12 protein-coding genes and 1 tRNA gene are annotated in these 18,102 nt (G+C 60.7%); 10 read left to right on the top strand and 3 right to left on the bottom strand.

Features of this window, described 5'->3' with window-relative positions:
* Positions 1-65: 65 nt before the first annotated feature.
* Positions 66-1,751 carry an arylsulfatase gene (locus tag AB8841_RS05695; RefSeq protein WP_370435550.1) on the top strand — a complete coding sequence of 562 codons (1,686 nt, stop codon included), beginning with the start codon at positions 66-68 and terminating at the stop codon, positions 1,749-1,751.
* 300 nt (positions 1,752-2,051) lie between these two features.
* Here AB8841_RS05695 and AB8841_RS05690 read toward each other — a convergent pair.
* Both AB8841_RS05690 and AB8841_RS05685 read right to left on the bottom strand, forming a co-directional pair.
* Positions 2,052-2,128: transfer RNA gene (locus tag AB8841_RS05690), tRNA-Arg, on the bottom strand.
* Positions 2,129-2,421: 293 nt separating this feature from the next.
* A complete protein-coding gene (locus AB8841_RS05685) occupies positions 2,422-3,396 on the bottom strand; it encodes a LysR family transcriptional regulator (RefSeq protein WP_370434858.1) in 975 nt (324 codons plus the stop codon).
* Positions 3,397-3,567: 171 nt separating this feature from the next.
* Here AB8841_RS05685 and AB8841_RS05680 point away from each other — a divergent pair, with 171 nt between their 5' ends.
* The 8 genes from AB8841_RS05680 to AB8841_RS05645 all read left to right on the top strand — a co-directional run bounded on the left by AB8841_RS05680 (position 3,568) and on the right by AB8841_RS05645 (position 13,922).
* Entirely contained in the window at positions 3,568-5,040 is a 1,473-nt protein-coding gene (locus tag AB8841_RS05680; RefSeq protein WP_370434857.1) for a M81 family metallopeptidase, read from the top strand.
* Positions 5,041-5,160: 120 nt separating this feature from the next.
* Entirely contained in the window at positions 5,161-6,804 is a 1,644-nt protein-coding gene (locus tag AB8841_RS05675) for an amidohydrolase (RefSeq protein WP_370435549.1), read from the top strand.
* A 153-nt stretch (positions 6,805-6,957) separates the two neighbouring features.
* On the top strand, positions 6,958-8,505 hold the full coding sequence (locus tag AB8841_RS05670; RefSeq protein ID WP_370435548.1) for an ABC transporter substrate-binding protein: 1,548 nt from the start codon (positions 6,958-6,960) through the stop codon (positions 8,503-8,505).
* 85 nt (positions 8,506-8,590) lie between these two features.
* Positions 8,591-9,526, top strand: a complete 936-nt coding sequence (locus tag AB8841_RS05665; RefSeq protein WP_370434856.1) for an ABC transporter permease — start codon at positions 8,591-8,593, stop codon at positions 9,524-9,526.
* Between the two features lie 9 nt (positions 9,527-9,535).
* Positions 9,536-10,357, top strand: a complete 822-nt coding sequence (locus AB8841_RS05660) for an ABC transporter permease (RefSeq protein WP_370434855.1) — start codon at positions 9,536-9,538, stop codon at positions 10,355-10,357.
* Complete coding sequence (locus tag AB8841_RS05655; protein WP_370434854.1) at positions 10,354-11,334, top strand: ABC transporter ATP-binding protein; 981 nt, start codon at positions 10,354-10,356, stop codon at positions 11,332-11,334. The genes AB8841_RS05660 and AB8841_RS05655 overlap by 4 nt, the downstream gene beginning before the upstream one ends.
* The gene (locus AB8841_RS05650; protein ID WP_370434853.1) at positions 11,327-12,340 is read left to right on the top strand and encodes an ABC transporter ATP-binding protein; all 1,014 of its coding nucleotides are present in this window, start codon (positions 11,327-11,329) and stop codon (positions 12,338-12,340) included. The genes AB8841_RS05655 and AB8841_RS05650 overlap by 8 nt, the downstream gene beginning before the upstream one ends.
* Before the next feature lie 64 nt (positions 12,341-12,404).
* Entirely contained in the window at positions 12,405-13,922 is a 1,518-nt protein-coding gene (locus tag AB8841_RS05645) for a succinylglutamate desuccinylase/aspartoacylase family protein (protein WP_370434852.1), read from the top strand.
* Positions 13,923-14,235: 313 nt separating this feature from the next.
* Here the strand turns inward: AB8841_RS05645 and AB8841_RS05640 are convergent, their stop codons facing one another.
* Positions 14,236-15,570 (bottom strand): replication-associated recombination protein A, encoded by a 1,335-nt coding sequence (locus AB8841_RS05640; protein ID WP_370434851.1) that lies wholly within the window; start codon positions 15,568-15,570, stop codon positions 14,236-14,238.
* Between the two features lie 455 nt (positions 15,571-16,025).
* Between AB8841_RS05640 and AB8841_RS05635 the strand changes: the two genes are divergently transcribed.
* Complete coding sequence (locus AB8841_RS05635) at positions 16,026-17,990, top strand: PAS domain-containing protein (protein ID WP_370435547.1); 1,965 nt, start codon at positions 16,026-16,028, stop codon at positions 17,988-17,990.
* Positions 17,991-18,102 lie beyond the last annotated feature (112 nt).

Below are 18,102 nucleotides of genomic sequence, written 5' to 3'. Positions count from 1 at the left end.
ACCACCTGTCGCGCATCCCGACGAGGGCCATTCTGATCGCGGCCACGGCGCTGGTTTCGGCGGCGATGGCTGTTCCGGCCCTCGCCCAGGCACCGCAACAGCCGCAGCCGCAGTCACCGCAGCAGCAAAAGCCCAATATCCTGTTCATTATGGGCGACGACATTGGCTGGATGCAGCCGAGCATCTACCACCGTGGCGTGATGGTCGGGGAAACGCCCAATATCGATCGGATCGGCCGGGATGGCGCCATGTTCACGGATTATGTGGCCATGCAGAGCTGCACGTCCGGCCGTAATGCCTTTTTCACAGGCATGTACCCCTTGCGCACCGGCATGATCCCGCCGCAACTGCCCGGCAGCCCGTCATACCTCCAGCCCGGCACTCCAGCGTTGGCCAAGTTCCTGCTCGATCTCGGCTACACGACCGGCGAGTTCGGAAAGAATCATCTGGGCGACCACACGGCGGCGCTTCCGACCGCGCATGGTTTCCAGGAATATTGGGGTTATCTCTACCACCTCGATGCCATGCAGCAGGTGAGCTTCCCCGACATCAACAAGAACGCCAACACCCAGACTGTCGCTCCCCCTTGCCGCAACACGCCGATCCCCGGCATCGCGGAGGTTCCCGGCGCGGTGGATCCCAAGACGACAGTCTGTCTCACGCCGCCGCGCAATGTCCTTGCCTGCAAATCCTCCGACGGCACGGAGCGGAACCAGATGTGCTCCGACGAAGGGCCGTTGACGCTGGAGCGTTCGAAGACCGTGGATGAGGAAATCTCGGACAAGGTCGTCGACTTCCTCGACCGCAACGATCCAAAGAAGACCAACAAACCGTTCTTCGTCTGGTACAACCCTGCCCGCATGCACGTCGTGACGGTTCTGTCGCCGAAATACGAGGCCATGGTGGGCGAGCGCGGCGGCAAGGACTGGGGTGTCAACGAAGCCGGCATGAAGCAGCTCGACGATAATGTCGGCGTGGTGCTCAAGAAGCTGGAGGACATGGGCCAGCTCGACAACACCATCGTCGTGTTCACCACCGACAACGGCGCCGAGGCGATCAGCTTCCCGGATGGCGGCGTCACCCCGTTCAAGGGTCAGAAGGGCGAGGCCTGGGAGGGTGGTTATCGCGCCCCGATGGTGATCCGCTGGCCGGGTGTCATCAAGCCCGGGACTGTCAGGAACCAGCTTTTCGCCGCGCTCGACTGGCTGCCGACCCTGGTCGATATCGCCGGCGGGCCGAAGGGCGACGGGCTGAAGCAGCAGATCGAGGCCGGGCAATATCCTGGCATCGTCAAGACCACGCTCGACGGCTTCGATCAGCGCGACTTCCTCGAGGGCAAGACCGACAAGTCGGCTCGCGACCACTTCTTCTATTACTCGGGCGCGACGCCATCGGCGGTACGCTACAAGAACTGGAAGATGTACTACACCATGTCGCAGCCTGGGCCGGCGGGCTGGATCATGCCGCTCGTCCCGTTCCACTTCACGCTGGTGCAGAATATCAAGCGCGATCCTTTCGAGCAGGCGGTCGGCCTCGATCAGAAGTCGGCGATGAGCCTCGGCGGTGCCCTGGGCGCCCCGTCGACCGCGTTCCAGTACGACTGGAATATGTTGCCGATCGGACAGCAGCTCTGGCTGCAACATCTCACGACTTATGAGAAGTTCCCGCCCTTGCAGGCTCCCGAGAGCTACAATCTCAGCGGCATTCTGGCTGAGGTCAAAAAGGCCAACGCCAGCCACGCGAGCGACTAGCGACCTGCCTCGCAGGCCTGGGGCGTTACGTAAGGCGGGTGCCCGTCATGGACACCCGCCCACTACAGGACAATCCGAAGGGTGAGCCAGAACGGGAGCATCGAACGCAAAAGTGGGACCCGGTTCTTCGCGAAGAACGATGCTTCATCAAAGAGGGAGCACGCATTCTGATCCCGTCAGATTGCAATTCGAAGCTCCGACTATAGAACAGCGCATCGTTTGAGCGAAAAACCGGGGCCGCTTTTTCGCACGATGCGCTCGCGTCGAGAGCCTGGAAAAGCTCGATTTTCATGCAGGAAATGGCGCGCCCGAAAGGATTCGAACCTCTGACCCCCAGATTCGTAGTCTGGTGCTCTATCCAGCTGAGCTACGGGCGCGTGCTGTTCCTTGCCACTAGCTGAAGACGCTCCGGAAGGAAACATATTTTTTATCGTCATCCCCGCCAAGCGGGACCCGCTGACGTGTCGATAGACTGATTTCGGTGCTTGAATGATGTGATCTGTCCGAACATGAAACCGCCGTGCGACCGGCGCTGCTGAACCCCGGCCGGATGCTACATATCCTCAGAGCACGGTTGGCGAGATGATGGCAACTCGCAGGACTGGCCCGGCGCCCCTTTGGATTCGTCGATCCTTTCAGCACTCGAACGCGCTCCGGGCATTCGGTGCTGTCACCTGATCAGATGTAGAGGGCCACCACCGTGTTTTGAAGCGAAGCGGGCAGCTACTCTCTCGAGATTGTCCTCCAGTTGACGTTTCCCGTCCTTGATTGCCTCTATGCAGTTCTCCGCAAAGGCGTTCAGAGGCTGTGGGCTGACCGCACGCTGGTTCCGGTGCAAGCGCACCATATAGGGGACAGCGAACGAAAGGCGGCGCATCTCCACACCTTGACCCAGGCAATGCATGGCACTGATCGGGTTGATGATCGACACTCCAATGCCTTGCGATACGAGGGAGCAGACCGCGGCCGCCGTCGATACTTCCATTGTGAGGTGACGGGTGACCCCATGCTCCCTGAATACGTTGTCAAGGTTCCGCCGATATGTATCGTCGGCTGAGAAGTAGATGAAGCTGACGCCTTCAAAATCGGCGGGAGAAAGAACGGACTTGCGGGTGAGCGGATGTCCCGTCGGCAGAATGCAGACCTGCTCTCCGGCGTTGATGCTGACCGATGTCCAGCCTGTAAAACCGAGATCGGCCTCCACAATGCAAAGATCATAATGCTGGGCCGATACGCCGGTGGTCGTCACTGCGTTGCCAAGGGCGAAGATGCTCAAGCGGATGGACTCGTTCGTCTGGAGAAAGTCTCGGCATAGAGGGGGAAGAAGAGTCGTGCTGTAAGCGGGCATGCACACGATCTTGATCTGTACGGACGCGTTTGCACGGATGGCTTCGGCGGTTCTCTCGATCTCCTCCAGCCCGATAAACGAGCGGCGCACTTCCCCGTGCAACGAAATCGCGGCCTCTGTCGGAACGAGAGACCTGCCTTTCCTGGCAAATAGCGAAAACCCGAGATGCCGCTCGAACTCCTTGAGCTCTCGACTCACGGTCGGCTGCGAGGTGCGCAGGACCGCGGCAGCTTGCGTGACACTGCCTGATGACATGACAGCGTGAAAAATTTCAATGTGGCGAGCGGATATTGTCACACTTGTTCGTTTCCATATCAAGAATGAATATATTGAGCAGAAGTTGATATTTGAAGAATTATTTCGCCTTTGTCACCATCCTTCCCAACGGGCTGCATCAGGCCTTCTGGGACAGCAGGGCGGGCCGGAATCAACGGGTAAAAGCTCCGGGCCCGTGGGGAGTGAATCAAAATGACGAAGTGCGTTCTTGTGGCCGAATTCATGCACGAGACGAATACGTTCAGTGTGCAGGTCACGGATGAAGGCGCCTTCAGGAACAGTTGTTACTATCTTGATGACGACATTCCCGGCGCGTTTACCGGTACGCGCACTTCGATGGGCGCCGCATTCGAGGCGGCGCACGAATTCGGCTGGAGAGCGGTCCACCCCATCGTAGCGTCCGCCAACCCGTCAGGTCGTGTGACCGATGTCTTTTTCGATGCCATGTCCGAGCGGATCCTGAACGCCTGCGATGGGGTCGACGGCATTTTGCTGCACCTGCACGGATCCATGTCGACACAGTCCCACGATGACGGGGAGGGGGAGCTTCTCGCCCGCATCCGCTCGCGGGTTGGCGCTGATATCCCGGTCATAGCGGTGCTGGATCTGCATGCGACGGTGACACAAAAGATGGCGGACAACGCCAACTCGCTCATCTCATACCGGACCTACCCGCATATCGATCAGTATGAGCGGACCTGGCAGGCTGCGGAACTTCTCGAAAAAGCCATGTCGAAACAGGCTACGCCGCAAGTCGCAGTCGCCCGCCGCCCGATCCTGTATGCTCTGGATGGTGGGCGCACCACTTCACCACCCATGATGGAGCTTCTGCGCCGGGGCGACCAGATCGAGGCTGCGGGCCGAGCCCTCGTGGTCAGCATTCAGGCGGGGTTTTCGTCTGCCGACGTCCAAGACATCGGTCCCTCGATCGCCGTGACGGGCAACGATCGCTCCTCCGCCCAAGCCATCGCCGATGAGCTCATGGATTACGTGTGGGATCAGCGGAAGTTCTCTTCGATTCATTTCGCCCCACTGGACGAGGCCATCGCTCGGGCGAGGTCGGGCGAGGCCAACGCGACCAAGCCCCTCATTATTGCAGATTACTCCGACAATCCCGGCTCTGGTGCCTATGGGGACGCGACCAACCTTCTCAAGGCCGTATTGGAGGCTGATCTTCAGAACGTCGGATTCCATGCGATCTGCGACCCTGAAGCCGTTCTGCAGGCACAGGCGGCCGGGGTTGGTCATCGCGTGACGCTTCAGCTCGGCGGGAAGGTCGATCCGACCATGGGCGGTGGGCCTCTTGAGGTCACCGGCCATGTGGTCGCGATCACGGATGGCTCGTTTATTGCCTATGGTCCAATGGGAGGCGGTGCCCGGCGCAACTATGGCCTGAGTCTGCTCTTGCGGGTCGGCGGCGTAGAGATCATCGTGATCAGCCACAACGGGCAAGCGACCGATCTCGGGCAATTCACCTCATTGGGCGTAGATCCGACGCGGAAATCGACCCTCATCGTCAAGTCCATGCAGCATTTCCGCGCGGCCTTCGAGCCGATCGCGCGCGAGGTTCTCGAGGTGGACACGGGTGCCTTGTCGACACGCAACTTCAGGGAGCGTCCCTATAAGAAGGTCAGGCGCCCGATATGGCCTCTGGATGAGATCTGAGCCCTGTGGTTTGATCCGAGAGTTTCGCCTTTCAATCGAGGAAGACCGCCTGGGACATCAGGCCACACATGGGGACAGGGAATGAGCATTTCTGGTGATCGGTCGCGTAGCACCGGTTCGATGGAGCCGGGCACGACGTGGCCCAAGGCCGATATCATCCTAAGGAATGGTCCGATCTGGTGCGGTCGGGAAGAGGGTGTCGTCGAGGCCGTTGCGATCTGGCAGGATCGTATTCTCGCCACAGGCCGCGAAGCCGATATCGCAACACTCGTCGGTCCGTCGACACGCACCATCGACCTCGGAGGGCGGCTCGCGACGCCGGGTCTCAACGACTCTCATCTGCACCTGATTTCCCTTGGGCTCATGATGGACTGGGTCAATGCCAAGCCTTCCTCGGCTGCGACGCTCGAAGCTCTCCTTGCGGCGATCGGCGAGAGAGCGGCAAAGGCTAAACCCGGCGAGTGGATCCTGGCGCGTGGCTACGACCAAACCAAGCTCGACGTGAAGCGGCATCCGCACCGGGATGAGCTCGACAGGGTCAGTCCCGACAATCCCGTGATGCTGGTGCGAACCTGCGGGCATGTCTCCGTGTGCAATTCGCGCGCTCTGGAACTGGCAGGAATTAACGAAGCCTCGCCGACACCGCCCGGCGGGCTCATCGAGCAGAGGGACGGGCGCCTGACAGGGCTGCTGGCCGAAAACGCCCGCGCGCCGGTCTGGGCCGTTATCCCACCGCCCACGGAGGACGACCTCGTCAACGCCATCGATCGCGGCGGGCGCCATTTGCTCTCATACGGCATCACCAGCTGCATGGATGCCGCCGTCGGACAGCGCGGCGGATTCGGCGAGATTGCGGCCTATCACCGGGCGAAGCGAGAGGGCCGGCTGCCGGTACGAACCTGGCTTGCTCTCCTGGGCGATCCCGACACATCCATCGTTCCCCAATGCTACGAAGCCGGTCTTGTCTCAGGCACAGGGGACGACATGCTCATGATCGGAGGAATCAAGTATTTCCTCGATGGATCGGCGGGCGGACGCACTGCCTGGATGTCCAAGCCCTATCTCGGCGACGACGATACGACCGGCGTGCAAATGATGCCGGACGACGTGTTGAACGATCTCGTCATGGACGCTCACGCAAAGGGATATCAGCTGATCTGCCATGCAATCGGCGATGCGGCCATCGAGCAACTCATTTCGGCCTACGAGCGCGCGCTCTCGGTTATGCCCGATCCGGACCGGCGGCATCGCATTGAGCATTGCGGCTTCTCGACGCCCGCGCAGCACGAGCGCATGATCAAGTCCGGCATCTATCCCTGCCCGCAGCAGGTCTTTATCTACGACTTCGGCGACGCCTATGTATCGGTTCTGGGAGAGGAGCGGGGCCTTAAAAGCTATCCATTCAAGACTTGGATGGATCTCGGCCTCAAGCCTGCCACGGGCAGTGACGCACCGGTCTGCGAGCCGAACCCGTTTCCGAATTTCTATGCCATGCTGACCCGCAAGACGTGGAAAGGCACGGTGATGGATGCGAGCGAACGGGTATCCATCGAGGAGGCTCTTCAAGCCTACACGGAATTTGGGGCCTTCTCGCAGAAGATGGAGAATGTGAAGGGGCGCATTGTTCCCGGGCAACTCGCGGATATCGCTGTTTTTTCCCGCGATCTTCTGAGCGCTACGCCAGAGGATATTCTTGACAAGACACAATGTGATCTTACGATCCTGGGAGGTTCGATCGTTCACGATCGTCTTGGCGTCAGCTAAAACCATAAAGGGAACGCGCCTTGACATAGAACTGCATCGACGAGGGTTCGTATCTTGCGGGCCGGCACCCAGCCGGCGCGTCCGCGACTACCACAGCTTGGAGGATCAGCCGTGCTCAAGAAGTTTGCTATCACGACTGCGCTCGCTCTCACCATGAGCGCAGGCGCCTATGCGGAAACCCCGAGGACGGGCGGTACGATCCGCTTCACCGCGCCTTACGGATCGAGTTTTGCGAATCTCGACATTCACACCTCGAACCGAGCCCAAGACGAGATTTGGGCCAAAGCCATTCACCGCGCGCTCTATAACTGGGATTCGAACGCCAACAAGCCGGTCCTTGATCTGGCGAAGGAGGTTGAGGTTTCGGGTGACGGCTTGGTGTATACTTACAAGTTGCGGGACGACGCCTATTTCCACAACGGTCGCAAGATGACGGCCGACGACATAATCTGGACCTTTACCCGCCTGATGGACGGCACGAAGGCCTATCCGGGCGCACGCTACGTGCGCATCATCAAGGGTGCGATCGACGTCGAAAAGGGACAGGCAAAGGAAATCTCCGGTCTGAAGAAGATCGATGACTTCACCCTTGAGATGACTCTCTCCGAGAAAGTCGATCCCGGCTTCAATTTCTATGCCGCCCTGACGTCGATCTACCCGGCAGACGAGGCGGCGAAGGATTCCTTCGCGACGAAACCCATCGGTCTTGGGCCGTTCAAGTTCGTCGAGTATGTGCCCGGCTCGCGCCTCGTTGCGGAGCGCTGGGAGAAATTCTATCAGCCCGGCAAGCCCTATGCTGACCGCGTTACGGTCTCGATCATGGGCGAGGCCGCGGCCCGCGATGTCGCTTTCCGCAACAAGGAGATCGACGCTTCCATCCTCGGCCCGACACAGTACGTCGCCTACAAGTCCGATCCGGATCTTTCGAAAGGGTTGCTCGAAGTCGCCGAGGTCTATACTCGCGTCACCGGTTTCAATCCGAATTTCAAGCCCTTCGCCGACAAGCGCGTTCGGCAGGCCATCAACTATGCGGTCGATTCTGATCTCATCATCAAAAGGCTTTTAAAGGACAAGGCTTATCGCGCGACGAGCTGGCTTCCGATTTCGTCTCCCGCTTACGACAAGGACATGAAGCCGTATCCATACGACCCGGAGAAGGCGAAGAAGCTCCTGGCCGAGGCTGGCTACCCCAATGGGTTCGAGTTCGAGTGGACGGCGACCTCCAACGAAAGCTGGGGCATTCCCATCGCCGAGGCTGCCATTCCGATGCTTGAGAAGGTTGGAATCAAGGTCAAGATCAAGCCTGTCGAAGGTACGGTGCTGTCCGAGGTCGCCCGCAATGGTGATTATCAGGCATTCAACTGGTCTCTGACTTCCGGGCCCGACCCGTTGACATCGCTCAAATGTTTCCACTCGGCGACGCCGCAATCGGCCTGTAACTATACTCAGTTCAAGAACGCCGAGTTCGACAAGATCCTGGATGAGGCGACGGCAACCGACGATCCGGCCAAGAAACTCGAGAGCCTGAAAAAGGCGAACGCCATCCTCCGCGAGGAGGTGCCGATGTGGTGGTTCAACTACAATAAGGCCATCATGGCTTACCAGCCTTGGCTCAAGGGGCTGCAGCCGAATGCCACCGAGCTGGCGATTCAGAACTATGAGGACATGTGGGTCGATACCTCTTCGCCTGCCGCGAAATAGGCTGAGTTCGAACAAGCGCACAATTCCATGAATGCAGATCCCGCCACCCCGGGTCTATGTCTGGGGTGGTGGTCAGGAGCCTTGAATGCTTTCATTCATCGTGCGGCGCTTGCTGCAGACATTGCCTATCATCCTGGCCGTCTCGGCTCTGATCTTCGTCATGTTCAGCGTCATTCCGGGCTCCTTTGCGTCGAGCATGAGCGACGATGGGCGCAGCGTGCTGGACGCTGAAGTCATGCAGCGCATGAACGAAGAGTTCGGTCTGAATGACCCGGTCCATGTCCGGTTCGGGAAATATGTCGCTCAGCTCGCAACCTTCGATCTCGGTAACTCCTTCCGAACAAGGCAGCCCGTCACACATGTCATAGCCGATCGCTTGTGGCCGACGGCGCAGCTCGCGATGGCCGCGATGCTGTTCGCCATCATCGTCGGAGTGCCATTGGGCTTCATCGCCGCCTTGAGACCGGGAAGCTGGATCGACACCGTCTCCATGATCGGCGCGGTATCGGGACTGTCATTGCCGAAGTTCTGGCTCGGCCTGATGCTGATGTACGTGTTCGCGCTGCTGCTCGGCTGGCTTCCGAGTTTCGGCTATGGCGGCGGGAGCCCGCGCTATCTCATCCTGCCGGCCGTCGCGCTCGGTGTCGCACCGTTGGCTCTGATGGCTCGAACCACCAGAGCCGCCGTGCTCGAAATCATGAATGCCGATTTCGTTCGCACGGCCCGCTCGAAGGGCATGAGCGAGGGCAGGGTCGTTCGCTGGCATCTGACCCGCAATGCTCTCGTCATCATCCTCACGACCATCGGCCTGCAATTCGGCACCGTGATCGGCCAGGCTGTGGTGATCGAGAAACTGTTTTCGTGGCCGGGGCTCGGGTCGCTTCTGGTCGACAGCGTGACCTTGCGCGACATTCCCGTGGTTCAGGGCTCGATCCTGGTGATCGTTCTCCTGTTCCTTTTCATCAACATGCTTGTCGATGTTCTCTGCGCAATCATTGATCCGCGCATCAAGTACACGTGAGGCCATGACATGAAGTTCAGAGCCAATCTCGTGATTGGAGGCGTGCTGTTCGCCGGCGTGATCATCGCGGGCCTCTGCGCTCCCCTCTTGGCGCACACCGACCCGGTCATGGGTGCCAATCTGATGTATGCGGAGGAGCCTCCCGGCAGTGAATTCTGGTTTGGCACCGACGGGCAAGGGCGCGACATCTACAGCCGCGTTCTCTATGGTGCCCGGATCTCGCTGACCGTCGGCATCGTGTCGCAGCTCATCAACACGGTCATCGGGGTGTGTTTGGGGCTATCGGCAGGCTACTGGGGCGGCTGGTGGGACGATTTCGTCAGCGGCCTGACCAACATGATGCTGGCGATCCCATCTCTCGTCTTCGCACTGGCCATCATGGCGATCCTCAATCCGGGCCTGACCAGCCTGCTGATCGCGCTCGGACTCACCAACTGGTCTTTCACGTGCCGACTGGCGCGGGCCTCGGCGTTGTCACTGAAGAGCCAGGGCTATGTCCAGGCAGCCAAAGTGCTCGGATACGGCGATATCCGGATCATGCTGACACAGCTCCTGCCGAACATGCTGGGGCCGATCATCGTTATCGGTACCCTCGGCATGGGTGGCGCCGTCCTGGCCGAGGCCGCTCTCTCGTTCCTCGGGCTCGGCATTCGGCCGCCTTATCCGAGCTGGGGCAGCATGTTGTCGGATGCCCGCGATCAAATCACCACAGCGCCATGGATTTCGATCTTTCCCGGGCTCGCGATCTTCATGACGGTTCTGGGCCTGAACCTGCTTGGAGACGGCTTGCGCGACATCCTTGATCCCCAAGCACGGACACGGCGCGCATGACGGGACAGCCGCTTCTCGAGGTCGAAAATCTCAGGATCGATCTGGTACTCGGCAGCAAGCGCTTCGCTGCCGTGCAGGATGTTTCCTTCACCATCAACCGCGGCGAGACGCTCGGCCTCGTGGGTGAATCCGGCTGTGGCAAGAGCATCACGGCCCTCTCGCTGATTGGCCTTCTGCGGGACCCTCTGCTGGTCGGGGGTGGAAAAATCCGTTTCGACGGTCGCGAGATCCAGGGGCTGCCGGCCTCGGAGATGCGCAAGCTGCGCGGCAACCGCATCTCCATGATCTTCCAAGAGCCGATGACGGCCCTCAATCCTTTGTCACCGGTCGGCCGTCAAATCGCCGAGATGTTCGTGCTGCACAAGAGGGCGAGCTGGAAGGAGGCCGAGAACCTGGCCGTGGAGGCGCTCGCCAGCGTGCGTGTTCCGGCGCCCGAACGCCGGGTCAAGGATTATCCGCACCAGCTGTCGGGGGGGATGCGCCAGCGTGTCATGATCGCAATCGCCCTGGCCTGCGGTCCGGACCTGCTCCTGGCCGATGAGCCGACGACCGCGCTCGACGTGACTGTACAGGCCGAAATCCTCGATCTCATCCGGGAGCTCTCGGCCGCCAAGGGCACCGCTGTTCTGATGATCAGCCACGATCTCGGCCTCATCGCCAATATGTGCCGCCGCGTCGGCGTCATGTATGCAGGGAAGCTCGTCGAGGAGCGCCCGGCGGAGGATGTATTTCGTTCGCCGAGCCATCCTTATACGAGCGGCCTCGTGGCCTCGTTGCCATTGCTCGGAGCCCGTGCGCGCCATGGCCGCCAGCGCCTCAAGGAGATTACCGGCGTTGTCCCGCCTGTCTCAGCCTTCCCGACCGGGTGTCGCTTCAATCCTCGCTGCTATGCCGCCACCGAGCGCTGCCAAGCGGAAGATCCCGGCATAACGGCGCTTGCCAGCGGAGGCTTCGTACGGTGTCACTACCATGAATAGTTCCCCTATCGACACGATCCTCAAGGTCGAGGACCTCGCCGTTCATTTCCCGATGGGAGGTGGGCTTTTCAGCGGCCAGCGCCGCTTCCTCCACGCGGTGGATGGCGTCGATCTCGAATTGAAGCGTGGCGAATGTCTCGGCCTCGTGGGCGAGTCGGGCTGCGGAAAGTCGACCCTGGCACTCACGCTTCTCGGCCTTCAGGAGCCGACCCGCGGACGGATCGTTCTCGACGGGCATGAGGTCTCAAGCGAGGGGATGGACCGGAAGACACGCGCGCGCATCGCCCAGATGGTGTTTCAGGATCCGTATTCGTCGCTCAATCCGCGTCAGACCGTCCGTAAGACCCTCGAAGCACCGCTTCGCCTCCATGGAATCACGACACGGAGCGAGATCGAGGGGCGTATTGCCGAGATCCTTGGGCGTGTCGGCCTGAGGCCGGATCATGCCGAGCGTTATCCGCATGAATTCTCCGGTGGTCAGCGCCAGCGGATCGGCATTGCGCGCGCACTCATTCTGGAACCGAAGATCATCATCCTCGATGAGCCGGTCTCGGCCCTCGATGTCTCTATCCGGGCGCAGATCATCAATCTGCTCCTGGAGATCAAGGAGACGCTCGGCCTCTCCTACATCATGATCAGCCACGATCTCGGCGTCGTCGAACATATGAGCGACCGGGTCGCCGTCATGTATCTCGGCCGCATTGTCGAAACCGGAGGCTGGGAATCGATCTTCACGAAGCCGCGGCACCCATATACCCGGGCGCTCATCTCGGCAATTCCTGATCCTTTCAGCCGTAGCCGCGGCGAAAAGATCAGTGGCGAGATTCCCAACCCGCTCAACGTGCCGGCTGGATGCGGCTTTCACCCGCGTTGTCCCGAAGCGCGTGAGATCTGTCGCATTCCGCCAGTACCAGAGCTGGAGGGGATCGGGGAAGCCCATTTCGTCCGATGCCGCCGAGCTCACGAGATCACCGTTCCGGACGAAATGCTGATCTCGTCGGGCTGAGGGGATCTTCACGAGACCTTCCTCCGATTCATTTTGAGTGACAGCCCGGGAGCAGCATACCGCCATGACCAGCGTTCCGAAGATCATCGTTCGCGTACCCCGTGAGGGAGGCTCCCATCTTGGTCAGTTGACGATGGGCGACTGGACGATCCCGTGCACCGTCGGGGCAGGCGGACTTGTTCAGGCGTCCTTCAAGCGCGAGGGGGACACGCGGACCCCGATAGGGGTTTTTCCATTGCGCTATGGCTTCTTCGATCGCGCCGCCCTTCCGGACTTCCCGCGCGATCTTGCATTTCCGTTTGTTCCGCTCTCGGACGACATGATCTGGGAGGAAGAGGGGAGCGAGTACAACCGATTGGTCTTCTCCGAGAACGACGAGCGCTCCGCCGAGAGGCTGTCGAGACCCCGCCCGGAACGCCTCTTCGATGTGATCATTCCGATCGGGTTCAACGATTCTGTTCCCGAGATCGGTCGCGGCAGCGCCATCTTCATCCATGCCGCGCGGGCCGATATGAGCGGCACCGCCGGGTGCATCGGGATTCCAAAGGAGCGGATGTCCGACCTGGTCCGGCGCCTGAGGCCCGGAATGCTGATCGATATCGGCTACGCGCATGCCGATGATCGCGAACGGCTTGATCCGAAGACTCCCGTCGAGACGGTGCGCTTCACCGGACTCGACCGGGGGCCGAAGCTGATCGTCATCGGGGCCGTCCACGGCAACGAAACTTGCGGTCCGCAGGCCATTCTGCGCGCAATCGACGATTGCCGCGCGGACCGTCTTGCGATTCGGCGGGGCGAGGTCACCTTCCTGCCTGTCGCCAACATGAAAGCCTATCGCCAAGGCACACGGGAGGGAGACCGCAACCTGAACAGGGATCTGCGCGAGAAGACGATCCCGGAGGATTACGAGGACCGGGTCAGCAATCATATCTGTGCGCTGTTGCGGGAGCACGATGTCCTGCTCGACCTCCATTCATTCCGAGGCGAGGGCGAGCCGTTCATTTTCGCTGGTCCTCTCGACAATATCGGACCCACCGAGCCGTTCCGGTATGCCGCGGCCGAGGGCGCCTTTGCGGCAAGGCTCGGTACCGCCGTCGTCATCCACGGCTGGCTTGACGTCTATGGCCGCTTTCTCAAGGAGCGCAAGCGGCTCGGCCATGCGAGCAGGGTGATTTCGGAGGGCGTCGGCACCACCGAATATATGCGTTTTGCGGGCGGCTACGGCGTCACTCTGGAATGTGGCTCGCATGACGATCCCCATGCCGCCGAGGTCGGGTATACGGCAATCGTCAATGCTCTCGCACATCTCGGGCTGATCGATGCTCCGCCGCCGAAGGTTGCGGCCGAGACCGTGATTCAAGTGACGGATATCTTCGTCTGTGAGGCCGAAGGCGATCGCCTGGAGGGCGATTGGAGAACCGGAGATGCGATCGCTGCCGGACAGGTGATCGTCCGCCGCACCGATGGGCAGGCGATAACGGCTTCGAAGGATGGCTTCATCATCTTTCCGAACAGCACGGCAAGGCCGGGCGACGGACTGTGCTATTTCGGAGTAGCCAGCAGCCGCTCCCTTTCCGGATAACGCGAGTTCATGCGCGCTCCAAGACGTCGCTGCTTGCAGCAGGACCCGCATACTCAGCCCAATCACACCAGCTGATCCCAACGGGAAAGTGACGACACCCGAGTAGAGACGGCAATGCGGCCCCCGAGACTCTTGGAGCATTTTGAGGCTGCACGGATTCGACCAACCTGTGTCCCTGACAAAAGGCCGCTCCTCCGCCTTAGGGCTTGCGCCAGCGTCTTGTTGCGTGTGGCGGCGCCACATTGGCGTCGGGCTGCAGTGTCGCGAGAGCATCGGACGTGAAAAGTGGAGTCCACTTTTCACGTCCGATGCTCTAGTCGTCCGGATCTGGATCGTCCTGCCCATATTGTGGCTGCGGCTGGCCTGTCACGCGCTCCCACCAGGCATCGGCTCGTGCCTCGAACGTGTGACCGCCGCGGCCGTCGCTCTGATAGAACTGGCCGGACCGGATTCCAGGAGCGTAGGTCTGATCGACCCATCCTCGTGGATCGTCATGCGGGAATTGGTAACCGATATGGCCCAGTTTAGCTGCTCCAGCATAATGTCCGTCCCGCAGGTGCGGTGGCACGGAGATCATCGGCTGGGATTTGACATAAGACATCGCCGCGCCAATGCCGCGGCACGCCGAATTCGATTTCGGAGCGCGCGCGATATGCAAGGCGGCATGGGCGAGGACGATCTGGGCCTCCGGGTAGCCGACGTGCTGGACGGCCGTGAGAGCGGCAGCAGCTGTTTGAAGGGCTGTGTTGTCAGCAAGTCCGACATCTTCCGAGGCATGGATGAGGATGCGGCGCGCGATGAAACGGGGATCCTCACCCGAATGAATGAGGCGGGCCAACCAATAAAGCGTAGCATCAGGGTCGGATCCGCGCATCGATTTGATGAAAGCCGAGATCGTATCGTAGTGAAAGTCACCCTTTCTGTCGAAGGGGAGGGGTGAGGCTTGATAGACCTCGTCCACCATAGACCCGGTGATCGGGACGGTCGTGCCGGGGGGCGATCCGAGCACCAGTGTCTCGAGGGCATTCAGAACCCGGCGGGCGTCCCCTCCCGCTCGTCCGGTGAGCTGCTTCAGCGCCTCGCCGTCGAGACGGACATCCAGACCTTTTTGCTGCGCGAGAAAGTCCACGGCTCGCTCGACGACGTTCTTCAGGTCGTCCAGAGAGTGGGGTTCAAGCTGGAAAATCGAGGCCCGGGAGACCAGCGCAGGCGTGAGCACGTGATAGGGATTGCCGGTCGTGGCCGCAATCAGGTCGAACGTGCCGGTTTCGGTGAGGTCGAGCAGATAGTCCTGTTGCGCACTGCTGAATCGATGGATCTCGTCGATGAAGACCAGGACGTCCTTGGCACGAGCTTCCTGAGCCACCGCCTTGATGTCGGAGACGTTGCTGCTGGCCGGGTGAAGGGAGCGGAACTCCTTCCGCATTTCCTGCCCGATTGCTCGGGCGATCGTCGTCTTTCCAACCCCTGGCGGGCCGAAGAGGATGACCGTTCCGAGACGTCCTGCCTGGACGCGTCGGCGCAACGGCCCGTTTGGACCAAGGATGTGCCGCTGTCCGATAAGCTCATCGAGTGTGTGCGGGCGAATCTCGGCGGCGAGGGGCTTAGGACGCCGTTCCTGGGCTTTCGAGAAGAGGTCGGATGTCATCTTGGTGAGAAACGAGTTGAATGATGGAAGGTCGGGCCTTCAAATACAGGCAAACTCGATCTGAGGCGAATGAGGAGTGAGGCCTCCCGCATTTCCTTCAAAGCCTCACCCGGTCGGGAATGATCGACAGGGTCGGCTCGCTCGTAGTGTTCCTGGGATCGTAAAAAGAAAGCGCCCGTTGTCGTAAGGGGCGCTTCAGGGTCCGGCCCGAAGGGGCAAAACTCACAGGGTCGGGAGCTCTAGATAGCCAGGAATATTCAATCCGTCATGTCGGGACACTACGACGTAGGAATACGGACTCAACCGGGGCTGGGTTGATCGGCGACGCATCCTGAACGCGATCTCCCGCGTCCGACGAGCAAGGCATATATTTCGGATGCAAAAGTGGCAATGCGATATGGACAAGATTGACCGGGCATAGTCACCTGAGGAAGGAGGTTCGCGGCTTGAACACCATGCAGCTCCTGACGAGTGACGGCACCATGGGCGCCCGTATCCAGGCCTATGACTGGTCATCCTCCCCGCTCGGCCCGATCGAGACTTGGCCACCCTCACTCCGAATCACGCTCGGCAACCTGCTCCGATCCAAGATGCCCACCTATCTGCTCTGGGGGGCGGAACTGACCACCTTCTACAATGACGCCTGTCTTCCGTTGCGAGGCATCAGACCAGAGGCACTTGGACAGCCCCTACCGAAAGCCTGGGCCGAAATCTGGGATGTCGCCTCGCTGCTTGTCGCGCGCGCGTATCGCGGCGAAGCGATATACATCCCCGACGTGCCTGTCTGGATTGTGCAGCGCAAGGGTTATCCTGAGGCGACATGGTGGAATGCCTCGTTCAGCCCGGTTACGATCGAGACTGGCGATGTGGGGGGCGTTCTCATCATTGTCCATGAGACCACGGAGCGGGTCCTTGGAGAGCAGCGGCTCCGGTTCCTGATCGACCTGAGCACCCGCTTGCGCGGCATAGCCGAGGTGCGAGATGTCACGGTCACGGCCGCCGCAATGCTCGGTCGGCATCTGAAGGCAAGTCGCGTTGGATATGCCGAGTTCAGCGAATCCGGTGAGTTCTTCACCGTCGAGCGCGAATGGAGCGAGGGAGAAGCCCCGACCTTTGCGGGACGATACCTGGTCCGTGACTTCGGAACGCTCCTCGAGGATGAATTGAAGGCTGGGCATACGGTGCAGATCGATGATGCCTTGACGGACGCACGCACGGCGGAGGAGGGTTCTGCCGGTGCGTTCCTCCGCGCCGGCAAGCGTGCCAGCATCATCGCGCCGCTCCTTCGGGACAATCGCCTCGTCGCGGCCCTCTACGTCCATCAGGCCCAGCTTCGTCATTGGCGCGACGATGAGGTGACGCTGGTGCAGGAGGTGGCCGAGCGCACCTGGACTTCGATCCTCAGAGCGCGGGCCGAAACGGCCCTTCGGGAGAGCGAGGAGCGCTTCCGGCAGTTTGCCGAGCACTCGACCGACATGCTCTGGATCCTGAATGCCCAAACCTTACGGATCGAGTACATCAGCCCGGCCGTGGAGCGGATCTGGGGCCAGTCTCCGGAGAATTTCCAGTACCGTGACCAATGGGCCGAGACTGCCCATCCAGAGGATCGAGCGCGTGCGATCCAGACCACCGAACGTGTCATGAAGGGCGAAACCGTCGTTTACGAGTACCGCATCGTTCGGCCGGACGGGAGCATGCGTCACATTCACTCCACCAGCTTCCCGATCCTTGATGAGCAAGGGAGGATCCGGCGGATCGGCGGCATCGCCAAGGACGTTACGCTTCATGATGGGACCGCGGTCTACGTGGTCGATTGCGACCACGCGTCCCGCCGGGATCTGTGCCTGCTGCTCCAGGAAGCCGGCTATGTGGTGAAGGCGTTTGCCTCGGCTCAATCTTTCCTGGAGATCGCGCCAGTGTTGGTGCCCGGCTGCGTGGTGCTCGATATCCGCAATCCCGAGGCTGGCGACTTGCTGATCCCGAAAGAGTTGAAGGCTCGACGTAGCGGCCTGCCCGTGATCGTGATCGGCGAGGCGCTTGGGGATGTTACGGTTGGGGTCCAGGCGATGAAGGCGGGCGCAGCGGATTATCTCGACGTGCCGTATCGGCCCGGGCAGCTTCTGGAGGCGCTCGCCTCCGCTCAGACGACTATCCGTGAGCGGGCCGAGCGCGATCAGGCCACCGAACGGGTCAAGGGGCTCATTACAGCGCTGCCAGTACGGGAGCGGGAGGTGTTGGATGGATTGCTGGCCGGAGGCACCAACAAGACCATCGCACGAGATCTTGGGCTGAGCCCGCGGACAGTCGAAGCGCATCGGGCCCGCATCATGGAACGGCTGGGCGCTCATAGCCTTCCTGAATTGGTACAGATCGCGGTTATGGCAGGCTTACAGGCAAAATCACAGGATCGACAAAGCTGACCACCTGCTAGCGCATCGTGCGAAAAAGTGGACCCGGTTTTTCGCAAGAGCGATGCGCTAAGTCGGCAGATGAGGCATCCGGAAGCCCACCCTCGATGTCTGGCTGCTCTGG

The organism is Microvirga sp. TS319, from assembly GCF_041276405.1.
GTDB lineage: Bacteria > Pseudomonadota > Alphaproteobacteria > Rhizobiales > Beijerinckiaceae > Microvirga.
The sequence above is the reverse complement of the archived record's forward strand: the minus strand, read 5'-3'. Positions and strand labels throughout refer to the sequence as shown.